This is a genomic window from Pedobacter sp. UBA5917 (assembly GCF_002432345.1).
GTDB lineage: Bacteria > Bacteroidota > Bacteroidia > Sphingobacteriales > Sphingobacteriaceae > Pedobacter.
The window spans coordinates 38,533-49,828 of the sequence record NZ_DJDT01000315.1 but is presented as its reverse complement, the minus strand read 5'-3'; the positions used below and the strand labels follow the sequence as shown (position 1 = coordinate 49,828).

Annotated in this window: 11 protein-coding genes; 1 reads left to right on the top strand and 10 read right to left on the bottom strand. The window is 38.8% G+C overall.

Features of this window, described 5'->3' with window-relative positions; all coding sequences use genetic code 11:
• Window positions 1-36: 36 nt before the first annotated feature.
• From ilvC to ilvE, 9 genes are all read right to left on the bottom strand, one after another.
• Window positions 37-1,518, bottom strand: coding sequence for a ketol-acid reductoisomerase (ilvC, locus tag B2V92_RS22085; RefSeq protein WP_293312195.1), 1,482 nt, complete (start codon window positions 1,516-1,518; stop codon window positions 37-39).
• Between the two features lie 149 nt (window positions 1,519-1,667).
• Window positions 1,668-2,129: a DinB family protein gene (locus tag B2V92_RS22080; RefSeq protein ID WP_293312194.1), complete on the bottom strand. Its 462-nt coding sequence runs from the start codon at window positions 2,127-2,129 to the stop codon at window positions 1,668-1,670.
• Between the two features lie 13 nt (window positions 2,130-2,142).
• Window positions 2,143-2,553 (bottom strand): glyoxalase superfamily protein, encoded by a 411-nt coding sequence (locus B2V92_RS22075; protein ID WP_293312192.1) that lies wholly within the window; start codon window positions 2,551-2,553, stop codon window positions 2,143-2,145.
• A 60-nt stretch (window positions 2,554-2,613) separates the two neighbouring features.
• Window positions 2,614-3,252 (bottom strand): acetolactate synthase small subunit, encoded by a 639-nt coding sequence (gene ilvN, locus B2V92_RS22070; protein WP_293312190.1) that lies wholly within the window; start codon window positions 3,250-3,252, stop codon window positions 2,614-2,616.
• 46 nt (window positions 3,253-3,298) lie between these two features.
• A complete protein-coding gene (gene ilvB, locus B2V92_RS22065; protein WP_293312188.1) occupies window positions 3,299-5,047 on the bottom strand; it encodes a biosynthetic-type acetolactate synthase large subunit in 1,749 nt (582 codons plus the stop codon).
• Window positions 5,048-5,068: 21 nt separating this feature from the next.
• Entirely contained in the window at window positions 5,069-5,659 is a 591-nt protein-coding gene (locus B2V92_RS22060; protein WP_293312186.1) for an ORF6N domain-containing protein, read from the bottom strand.
• Window positions 5,660-5,707: 48 nt separating this feature from the next.
• Entirely contained in the window at window positions 5,708-7,390 is a 1,683-nt protein-coding gene (gene ilvD / locus B2V92_RS22055; RefSeq protein WP_293312184.1) for a dihydroxy-acid dehydratase, read from the bottom strand.
• 241 nt (window positions 7,391-7,631) lie between these two features.
• Window positions 7,632-8,210: an O-methyltransferase gene (locus B2V92_RS22050; RefSeq protein WP_293312183.1), complete on the bottom strand. Its 579-nt coding sequence runs from the start codon at window positions 8,208-8,210 to the stop codon at window positions 7,632-7,634.
• Between the two features lie 132 nt (window positions 8,211-8,342).
• On the bottom strand, window positions 8,343-9,233 hold the full coding sequence (gene ilvE, locus B2V92_RS22045; protein ID WP_293312181.1) for a branched-chain-amino-acid transaminase: 891 nt from the start codon (window positions 9,231-9,233) through the stop codon (window positions 8,343-8,345).
• Between the two features lie 593 nt (window positions 9,234-9,826).
• Here ilvE and B2V92_RS22040 point away from each other — a divergent pair.
• Complete coding sequence (locus tag B2V92_RS22040) at window positions 9,827-10,777, top strand: alpha/beta fold hydrolase (protein WP_293312179.1); 951 nt, start codon at window positions 9,827-9,829, stop codon at window positions 10,775-10,777.
• 205 nt (window positions 10,778-10,982) lie between these two features.
• On the opposite strand, the gene atpC is transcribed toward B2V92_RS22040, so the two are convergent.
• Window positions 10,983-11,228 (bottom strand): ATP synthase F1 subunit epsilon, encoded by a 246-nt coding sequence (atpC, locus tag B2V92_RS22035; RefSeq protein ID WP_293312177.1) that lies wholly within the window; start codon window positions 11,226-11,228, stop codon window positions 10,983-10,985.
• Between the last annotated feature and the right edge of the window lie 68 nt (window positions 11,229-11,296).

The following is an 11,296-nucleotide window of genomic DNA, read 5'->3' as shown; positions in this document are numbered from 1 at the left end:
TCGCAGGTTTGAGAAACCTGCGAGGTTGTAAGTTTACTATGCTGTTTTAATCGCCTTCATTGCGGTCATTGCTTTACGCAACGTTGCGCCGATTTGTTCTACCTGGTGTGAGCGGATAGCCTCGTTAACATCAATTAATTTTCTGTTATCTACAGCACCGTCTTTACCTTCGTTAAAGTTTTTACCAACAAGATCAGTATCTACTTTTTTCATGAAATCGCCCAAAAGCGGTTTACAAGCCTGATCGAATAAATAACAACCATATTCTGCAGTATCAGAAATTACGCGGTTCATTTCGAACAATTTTTTACGTGCAATGGTGTTGGCAATAAGTGGTGTTTCGTGTAACGACTCGTAGTAAGCAGATTCTGGTTTGATACCTGCCTGTACCATGGTTTCGAAAGCCAATTCAACACCGGCACGAACAAAAGCAACCATTAAAGTATAATTGTCGAAATATTCCTGCTCACCGATTTTAACATCACCAGCAGGTGTTTTTTCGAAAGCAGTTTCGCCTGTTTCAGCTCTCCATTTTAATAGGTTTTTATCTCCGTTTGCCCAATCTTCCATCATGGTACGGCTAAATTCGCCACTCATAATGTCATCCTGGTGTTTTTGGAACAACGGACGCATAATATCTTTCAATTCTTCCGAAATTTCGAAAGCTTTGATTTTAGCTACATTGCTCAATCTATCCAACATTGCAGTAATACCACCTTGTTTTAAAGCTTCGGTAATTACTTCAACACCGTATTGAACCAATTTAGAAGCGTAACCTGCATCGATTCCTTTTTCTACCATTTTATCGAATGATAGGATAGAACCTGTTTGCAATAAACCACAAAGGATGGTTTGCTCGCCCATTAAATCAGATTTTACTTCAGCTACGAAAGATGATTTTAATACACCCGCCCTGTGTCCGCCAGTACCTACGCAATAAGCTTTGGCCTGTGCCAAGCCTTTACCTTGAGGATCGTTTTCAGGGTGAACAGCAATTAAGGTAGGTACACCGAAACCACGAACGTACTCTGCCCTTACTTCACTACCCGGACATTTAGGCGCAACCATAATAACGGTTAAATCTTTGCGGATCTGCATGCCTTCTTCTACGATATTGAAACCGTGAGAATATAACAGGGTAGCACCTTCTTTCATTAAAGGCATAATGGCATTTACAACAGCGGTATGTTGTTTATCAGGGGTAAGGTTAATTACCACATCTGCATTTGGGATCAGTTCTTCATAGGTGCCAACAGTGAAATTGTTTTCAGTTGCATTTTTCCACGAATCGCGTTTACCTTCAATTGCTTCCTTACGTAAAGTGTAGCTTACATCTAAACCACTATCTCTTAAATTTAAACCTTGGTTTAAGCCTTGGGCACCACAACCTACAATTACCAGTTTTTTGCCTTTCAATGCGCTAACGCCGTCTAAAAATTCAGCACTGTCCATGAAGTCGCAAACACCTAATTGGTTTAATTTTTCTCTAAGAGGTAATGTGTTAAAATAATTTGCCATTGTTTTTTATTGGTTAATTTCTAGTTTAATTATCGTTTTATATATTGTTTTCTTTCAGTATGATTACACAGATTTAGGGATTACACAGATTTTATTGTTTTATTCTCCATGTTAATCCCTCATCCATTTTCCATCATACCTCTTCCATGTTAAAGGTATTTTTTCAGCGCATTTGCATATCCGTAATGTACATTATCATGGCCCACGGTTGTAATCAATACTTCTTCTATACTGTTTAATTGCTTGCCATAGGTTGCTGTTGTATAAGGAGTGATGTTCGCGAATTTTCCTGCATTATAATCTTCCTTAATTTTTTCAATGCTTGCCAAGGCTGTGGCTTTCAATTCTGCAACTTCTTCTTCTGTTACGGTATAAGTTGGTTTTGTATCCTTTTTGTAGAAATCGTTAAACTTTACAGCTGCTGCATCGGCCAGTATCCCTGTACGCACATAACAAAGTGTTTGTGTACTCACCACAATATGCCCAAAATTCCAGATGATATTATTGTTGTAACCATCAGGTATTTTATTCAGTTGTTCGATGGTTAAACTATCGATTAAACGGATAAAGGCCTTGCGCGAGTTTATTATGAAATTAAATACTTCGTTCATCTCTTTTTCTATCTTAATTAGTGTTTTCGCTTTGGTCTTTAGTCTTTAAGCTTTCAGCCTCACTTAGCACTTCGTTAAAGGTGATCTTGTTAAAAAACGGATCGTTTACGGTTACAGCCCATGTTCCATAAAAAGTTTTCTCCAAACCTGGCCTGTTGTATTTGTACTTTTTATCAATGAGTGCTTTCTGAAACTCTTTTAAACCTGTACAATCGATATGAACATGTGCGCCTGGCGAACTATCTCCGTGGTGCTCGCTTAAATGAAGCTCAATACCGTTTAATGAAACCTGCATGTAAACCGGGGTATTTTCTTCAAAAGTATGCTCCCAGTCTATTTTAAAACCCAGCCAGTTTACATAAAACTCAACTGCTTTATCGTAATCGAATATTCTTAAAATGGGTATGGCTTTATTACATTTCATATTCTGTTTTTTAACCGCAAAGGGTACTATGCTTTAGTCTTTAGTCTTTTAGCTTTACGCTTACATGGTGAAAATCTTTTCTCCTTTTTCTAAAAACTCGTTTTCTACCAGTTCCTCACCCGGTTCGAAAGCTTCGAATTCTTTAAGTTTTTCGTGGAAACCTGCGCTATCTTTAATAATGGCTACACGTGCAGAACGTACAAATTCAATCAGTTCGTAAGGTTCCAGGGCTTTTACCAAAGCATCGGTTTCTTCGCGGTGACCAGTTACTGCAAAAACGGTATAATCTTTACGGATCACCACCGCGCTTGCACCATATTGGCGTAATAAACGCTCTACAGTTACTTTTTCGGCAATTTCATCAGTAGAAACCTTGTAAAGTGCAAGTTCCTGCCAGATAATTTCGTCGTTAGTGTTGAAATAAACTTTTAATACCTCAATCTGTTTTTCAATCTGACGGGCAAGTTTCCTTACCACTTCGTAACCTTCCTGGATTACGATATTGAAGCGGTGAATCCCATCGATTTCTGATGGAGAGGTATTTAAACTTTCGATATTGATTTTTCTTTTAGAGAAAATAATCGCAATCCTGTTTAATAAACCGATACGATTTTCGGCATAAACCGTGATGGTGTATTCCTGCTTTCCTTCAAAATCGGCTTTTGTTATTTTATGTTCTAATGTATTTTCAGTACTCATGATAATTCTTTTTGACCTTAAACCTTCTACCTTTATAGCCTCTACCTTACTTCAACCTGATTTCGCTTACACTCATCCCCTGTGGAACCATTGGGAAAACGTTGTTTTCTCTTCCAACCATTACTTCTAATAAATAAGAGCCTTCGTGGTTGATCATGGTTTCTAAAGCCTGCCTTAAGTTTGCACGTTCATCAACCTTACTTGCTTCGATGTAGTAAGATTTGGCTAAAGCCACAAAATCAGGACTGGTGATGTTTACAAAAGAATAGCGTTTATCATGGAATAACTGTTGCCATTGACGAACCATGCCCAAGAAACGGTTGTTTAAGATCAGGATTTTTACTGCAGCACCAAATTGCATAATGGTACCCAATTCTTGCGGAGTCATCTGGAAACCGCCATCGCCGATAATGGCAATAACTGTTTTATCCGGTGCACCATATTTAGCGCCGATGGCAGCCGGTAAACCAAAGCCCATGGTACCCAATCCACCAGAAGTAATATTGCTACGGGTATTGTTAAAGTTGGCGTAACGGCAGGCTACCATCTGGTGCTGGCCAACGTCGGTAACAATTACCGCATCACCACCACATATTTCGTTAATGTTGCGCAATACTTCGCCCATGGTCATTTCATCGCCTGTTGGGTAAAGTTCGGGAGTAATGACCTGATCTATCTCCTGTTGGTTATATTCTTTAAATTTTGCTAACCAATCTTCGTGTTTATTCTCATTAACCAGGTTGGTTAATAGGGGTAGGGTTTCTTTGCAATCGCCCCAAACACCAACTTCAGCCTTAACGTTTTTATCAATTTCGGCAGGATCGATATCAAGGTGTACTACCCTGGCCTGTTTGGCATATTTATCTAAACGACCGGTTACGCGGTCATCAAAACGCATACCGATGGCTATAAGTACATCAGCCTCGTTGGTTAATACGTTTGGACCATAATTGCCGTGCATACCCAACATACCTACGTTTAAAGGATGTGAAGTTGGGATAGCGCTTTCGCCCATGATTGTCCATGCAGCCGGAATTCCTGTTTTTTCGATAAAAGCTTTGAATTCTTGTTCTGCTTTACCTAGTATTACACCTTGTCCGAATAGAATAAAAGGTTTTTTAGCTGAATTGATTAATGCTGCTGCCTGCTCAATATACTCAACCCTAACTTTCGGTTTCGGGCGGTAACTGCGGATGTGGTTACATTTTACATATTCAGGAAACTCTTCTAACTGTATCTGCGCATTTTTGGTAATATCGATTAAAACCGGGCCTGGTCTGCCGCTTTTGGCAATGTAGAAAGCTTTAGCCAATACTTCCTGGATTTCTTTTGCATCGGTAACCTGATAATTCCATTTGGTAACAGGGGTAGTAATGTTGATTACATCCGTTTCCTGGAAAGCATCGGTACCTAATAAGTGTGCGAAAACCTGACCAGTGATACAAACCAATGGCGTACTATCGATTTGAGCATCTGCTAAACCGGTAACCAGGTTGGTTGCGCCTGGTCCACTGGTTGCAAATACAACACCTACCTCACCGCTTGCTCTTGCAAAACCTTGGGCAGCATGGATACCGCCCTGTTCGTGACGCACCAATATATGTTCTAATTTATCGGCATAATCGTAAAGGGCATCATAAATAGGCATGATTGCGCCACCTGGATAACCGAAAATAGTGGTTACACCTTCTTCAATTAATCCATTCAACAAAACCTGCGAGCCTGTTCCTTTAAAGGTTTTTGAGGTTCCTGCTTTCGCCTCGGTTTGTTGTATTGTTTCTTGTGCAGTTTCCATAGTTATGTTTTTGCGGTTCTATTATTCTTTAATTTTAAACCCTATTCTTTCTCTGTCATTCCACTTTATCTGAGCAATTTTCTCGTCGATTAAATTTTCCATTGCATCATAAAGTTCATTTAGTTGAACATCGTGTTCGCCTATGCGTTCTTTAATTTCTGTTAACTGTTCGTTGATAGTGCTTTGTTTCAATAAAATTTTACGCACATCAACAAAAGCCCTCATAATGGCAATGTTCATATTAATGGCTTTGTCGCTATTTACAACACCGCTTAACATGGCTACTCCTTGCTCTGTAAAGGCATAAGGCAGCTTTCTGGTGCCGCCCCAACTTGAAGTCACAATTTGTGACATCAAGTTGGGTTGATCACTTATCACAATTTGTGATGAAACATTCTCATTAATTGCATCTATTTGAAATTTTATACTTTCAAACTCTGCCGAAGTTAACTGGAACATAAAATCATCTGGAAAACGTTTAATGTTACGTTTTACGGCCTGATTTAATACTCTTGTTTCCACTTCATAAAGTGATGCGAGATCGAAATCGAGCATTACTCTTTCTCCCCTGATTTCATAAATCCTGTTCTGAATACTTTTAATTATCTGCATAATCTATTTTTTAGTAATCAATTAATCTAGGGGATGATTTTTTGATTTTTAGTATTCGTCGGTTACGCAACCACTGGCCGCATCCGATACTGTTTTAGCATATTTATATAAAACACCTTTTGTTACTTTTAATGCTGGCTGAACATAGTTTTTCCTACGCTCGGCAATCACTTCTTCGCTTACCTGCAAACTGATGATATTGTTCACGGCATCGATCAAAATCCGGTCGTTATCTTCTACCAATCCGATTAAACCACCTTTGTATGATTCAGGCGTGATGTGCCCAACCACGAAACCATGCGTACCACCAGAGAAACGTCCGTCGGTAATTAAAGCAACCGATTTACCTAAACCAGCACCGATAATGGCCGAAGTTGGTTTCAACATTTCTGGCATACCCGGCGCGCCAACCGGACCTGAATTTTTAATTACGATAACATCACCGGGTTGAACGCGGCCGCTTGAAATACCGGCAATTAAATCATGCTCGCCATCAAATACACGTGCAGGACCTTCGAATTTTTCGCCTTCTTTACCGCTGATTTTAGCTACAGAACCTTTTTCGGCAAGGTTTCCGTAAAGAATCTGCAAGTGACCGGTTGCTTTGATTGGTTCGCTTAATTTTTGAACGATTTTCTGATCGTAATCCATAATCGATTTCACATCAGCCAAATTCTCAGCCATCGTTTTTCCGGTTACGGTTAAACAATCGCCGTGTAATAAACCCTCATTTAACAAATATTTTAGTACAGCAGGGATACCACCATATTGGTGTAAATCCTGCATTAAGTATTTTCCACTAGGTTTAAAATCGGCAAGTACCGGTGTTACATCGCTCATTTTCTGGAAATCATCCTGTGTAATTTCTACACCGATGGCTTTACCCATGGCAATAAAGTGTAAAACAGCGTTGGTACTACCACCTAATACAATAATCGAACGGATCGCATTTTCGAATGCTTTTCTCGTCATGATATCGGAAGGTTTAATATCTTTTTCCAATAAAACCTTAATGTATTTACCGGCATCTAAACATTCCTGTTTTTTTTCCGGACTTATGGCCGGATTTGAAGAAGAGTAAGGTAAACTCATACCCAAAGCCTCAATAGCCGAAGCCATTGTATTGGCTGTATACATACCGCCACATGCACCTGCACCGGGGCAGGTATGTTTAATGATACCCTGATAATCTTCTTCTGAAAGGTTACCGCAGATTTTTTGCCCCAATGCCTCAAAAGCCGAAACAATATTTAATTCTTCGCCTTTATAATGGCCAGGGGCGATTGTGCCACCATAAACCATGATTGAAGGGCGATCTAAACGGGCCATGGCCATAATTGCACCAGGCATGTTTTTATCGCAACCAGGGATAGAGATAATCCCGTCATAATATTGTCCACCACAAATGGTTTCGATACTATCGGCAATTACATCGCGGCTTACAAGCGAATAACGCATGCCATCGGTACCATTGCTCATCCCATCACTTACTCCAATGGTATTAAAAATCAAGCCGACTAAATCATTTTTCCAGACCCCAGCTTTGACGTCTTTTGCAAGGTCGTTTAAGTGCATGTTGCAGGTGTTACCATCGTAGCCCATACTTGCAATACCGACCTGTGCTTTAGCCATATCAGCATCGGTTAAACCGATTCCGTAAAGCATAGCCTGTGCAGCCGGTTGCGTTGGATCTTGTGTAAATGTTTTACTGTACTTGTTTAATTCGCTCATTGTTTAAATTGTATATGGTTCTGTTAGTTTTAAATATTTTGAGGCAAAAAAAAACCGCCTCGTTTCGGAGGCGGTTTCGATATTGTATATTTTTATATTATACGCAACGATTTCCACCTCTCTTTTGAGAAATGACAATAATTAAGTTGCTAATAATGTTTGTGTTTATATTCATGCTGTTCACTGAACACAAACATACTAACTTCCTGAAAAATGCAAAGAACTATTTTACTGTATTTCTCTATTTTTTTACGCCGATTACAATTCCCGTTGCCCAAACCTGTTTGGTAAGGTGCAGATCATCACGTGATTCTAAATCTTTGATCAACTTAATCGCTTTTTCCTGATGTCCTTCAGGCCAATTTTGTTGAGGTAACATATCATCTATGATATAAAGGCCACCTTTATTGAGCATGGCGATGGCCTCGTCTAAAAGCAAATATTTTCCATGCCAGGTATCTGCAAATATGTAATCGAATTTTTTGTCTTTATTCTTTTCAATCCACTCGGCGCCATCGGTATCAACCAGGGTTAAACGATCGTCGTTTCCAAGGAAATCTTCCGCAATGGCTAAAAATTTAGCATCGTTATCTATCGAAGTCAATGTACTGGCCTCATCAAGCCCATCCAATATCCACGAAGTGGATAAGCCTGTTCCGGTGCCAAGCTCCAGAAATTTGCCCGAAGGTTTAGAGGCAGCAAGCGTTTTAAGCAAAGAGCAGGTTAATACGTCAGATGCCATATCAAATCCCGAAGCCTTAGTAGCAGCATCTATCTGCTGATAAGCTTTTGGGTAATGTTGATTGATATCTTCGGTCATCTGCTTTTTGAGTGTTTTTTATTGTTTAAATTCCTGTTTGGGATAATGGTTTTTTAGTCAATAGTTAATAGTCAGATTCGCTATCAACCATGATCCATTTAACTATTTAGCCATTAACCAATATACTAATCGCTAGATAATCACCTCGTAATTCACTTTTTCGAGCACCAGGTTTTTATAGGCCCGTTGTATGGTATAACCGATAGATTCTCTCCATAAAGAGCGGAAAACGATATCGTCAATCGAAGCGATTCCTGCAATTTCGGTTGCTGTTCCGCATAAAAAAGCACTATCAGCCTTTCTTAAATCTTCAATGGTTAATTTTTTCTCAATGCATTCTATATCCAGTACGTTACAAAGCTCTTTTACAGTTGCGCGCGTAATACCCGGTAAAATATTCCCCAATGAGGGTGTGTATAATTTACCATCTTTTTCGAGGAAGATATTTGCCCCTGATGCTTCTGCAACAAAACCATGCATATCCAAAAGCAACGCTTCGTCGTAACCTTTAATGTTAGCAGCAGTGGTAGCTAAAATTGAGTTTACATAATTTCCACTCAATTTGGCCTCCATCGGAGCTGATTTAGGATTTGGCCTTTCGTAATCTGAAACCGTTAATTTTAATAATTTGTTGCCCGAATAAGCGTCCCACTCCCAGGCGCAGATTAAAATTGAAACCCCACTGGGTTCATTCAGTTTCATGTTCGGATGGCAAAAAACCAAAGGACGGATATAAGCATCTTTCAGTTTGTTTAACTGCAACAGTTTATAAGTTGCAGCAATCAGTTCCTGTTTATCCCAAGGGAAGGGAATATTAGCCAACTGACAAGAGCGCTCCAAACGGTCGAAATGGGCGGCAGCTTTGAAAATACGGTTGCCGTTGTGCGTTTTATAGGCTCTAATACCCTCGAATGCCGCATAGCCATAGTGTAACGACTGACCATAAAGATCGGTACTGCTATTTACAGCCTTTTCAAACTTTCCGTCGAGGTAAATAATCGTATTAGCATTATAGTACTTCATAATACGCTGTTTTGTTATTTAAAAAAAGCGTCCCGTTTATACCGGGACGCTTTAAATATTAGTTTTTTAAAATTATTTAAAAGCTGCCCATTTTCTTCCCTAGCAAAATGCCTAGGAGTAGAAGGTTAATTAAAATGACTGGTAACAACACAACATTGCCCACCACATTTGTAGTAAGAACGGCTGTTAATATGTTGTTCTGAATCGTCATGATAATCTCATTGTTTATAAAAACCAATTTAGTTTTTGGTTCATTAATATGCAAGAGAAATCAGAAAAAAGTTGAATCGGAATATAATTCTTATTTTTTTGTATTTATCGGAATATAATTCTTGCTGCGGATCGGAATAGTTATTTAATGCCGATAGCTGTAGACCAAATATCAAAACGGTATACGGTATGTTTATTATGCTTGCATTATAAATTTTTAAATATTCTGCCTAAAATGAATAAAAGCCCTCGGAAAGTTGAAAATTCGTAGGGTATTTTGGTATTAAAATTTGAGGTAATAACGAAACCGTCTGACGTTGATAATAAGCCTTTTTCGCCATTAATTGAAAATAGTTGTGTAATTTGATTTCAGAAATATTCCTATGAAAATAACTTATATCGTTTTTATTGTTCTAGTTACGCTATGTGCGGCCTGTTCTTCAACTGACAGGAATGCACATCTGAAAATGGGCGATCAGACTTTTGTAACATCCGATGGCATAAAATTGGCCCTAAAAGTTGCCGGTAAGGGACCGGTTTGTATTTATTTACATGGCGGGCCCGGTCAGGATTTTCTGTCATTTGAGAAAATGGGAGGATCAGCGCTGGAGAAATGCCTAACCATGGTTTACCTGGATCAAAGGGGATCGGGACATTCTCAAAATGCGAAGGATTATAGTTTAAACCGTGTGGTGCAGGATATAGAAGAATTGCGCGTAAAATTAGGACTAGAGAAAGTGTATCTACTCAGCCATTCATTCGGTGGGGTACTGGCTATTAATTATGCATTAAAATATCCCAAAAACTTATCGGGTATGATTATGGCCAATACGATAGCCCATTTTATGAACACAGATCAGATGCAGGAACAGATAGCATATGGTTACCGGTTATTGAAAAAGGATACGGTTATAAATGAAAGAGATTTTGCAAAATTGATGAGTGGGGCAGCATTGGTCAGGAAAAAATTGAGTGCGGCACATCTTGGCTATAAATATATTGCCAACGATGTAAATACCATTATCAAAATGGATAGCATCGAAAATTCATATAAACGTACATCGGATTTTGGCATGACGCTCTTTATGCCGTTAATAGATGCTACAAAAGTGCAGCAATACCCTGAATACTTTAGAGATTATGCTTTGTTAACCGACAAAATTAAAATCCCGGTTTTGATTATAACAGGGAAGGAGGACCATGCCGTTGGACCAGATTATTATAAGAATTACAGGTTTGCCAACCAGAAAGTGGTACAGTTAGCAGGTTCGCACATGCTCTATTACGAAAATAATAAAACATTTATCGATGCGGTTTGTGGGTTTGTTAAATAATAACTAAGTTTTAGCTACTTTATCTAATGCATGCTTCCTGCAAAGTAGACTCTGAAATGAATTCAGGGTGACGGCTATGATTTTAGATAAGCGCTAGATATCTTTTAGAGCTTAACTTTGATTATAATTGTTTAAAACCCCAAGATAACAAAAAAGCCTCCAGATTATTAAATCGGGAGGCTTTATAAATGAGTTGATTTTTTGCTTAAGCGATACCTTCGGCTAAAACCACAACTTTGTTATGGATTGCTTCAACTACACCGCCTTTGATAAAAAAGCGCTGCTCTTCGGCTTTGTTTGCTTTTATAATAACTTCTCCATCTTCTAAAGTAGAGATGATAGGGGCGTGGTCTCTTAAAATCTGAAAAGAACCTAAAGTACCAGGAACCGTAACCGCAGTTACTTCACCTTCGAAAACTTTTTTATCTGGAGTTAATATTTCTAAATTCATCTTGAATAGATTTGAGATTTGAGATACGAGATTTGAGACCAAGTCTCTCTCATATCTCATATCTAGTG

Coding starts and splice junctions, on each gene's coding strand:
- ilvC (WP_293312195.1), bottom strand. CDS start 1,518: ATGGCAAATTATTTTAACACATTACCTCTTAGAGAAAAATTAAACCAA.
- B2V92_RS22080 (WP_293312194.1), bottom strand. CDS start 2,129: ATGAACGAAGTATTTAATTTCATAATAAACTCGCGCAAGGCCTTTATC.
- B2V92_RS22075 (WP_293312192.1), bottom strand. CDS start 2,553: ATGAAATGTAATAAAGCCATACCCATTTTAAGAATATTCGATTACGAT.
- ilvN (WP_293312190.1), bottom strand. CDS start 3,252: ATGAGTACTGAAAATACATTAGAACATAAAATAACAAAAGCCGATTTT.
- ilvB (WP_293312188.1), bottom strand. CDS start 5,047: ATGGAAACTGCACAAGAAACAATACAACAAACCGAGGCGAAAGCAGGA.
- B2V92_RS22060 (WP_293312186.1), bottom strand. CDS start 5,659: ATGCAGATAATTAAAAGTATTCAGAACAGGATTTATGAAATCAGGGGA.
- ilvD (WP_293312184.1), bottom strand. CDS start 7,390: ATGAGCGAATTAAACAAGTACAGTAAAACATTTACACAAGATCCAACG.
- B2V92_RS22050 (WP_293312183.1), bottom strand. CDS start 8,210: ATGACCGAAGATATCAATCAACATTACCCAAAAGCTTATCAGCAGATA.
- ilvE (WP_293312181.1), bottom strand. CDS start 9,233: ATGAAGTACTATAATGCTAATACGATTATTTACCTCGACGGAAAGTTT.
- B2V92_RS22040 (WP_293312179.1), top strand. CDS start 9,827: ATGAAAATAACTTATATCGTTTTTATTGTTCTAGTTACGCTATGTGCG.
- atpC (WP_293312177.1), bottom strand. CDS start 11,228: ATGAATTTAGAAATATTAACTCCAGATAAAAAAGTTTTCGAAGGTGAA.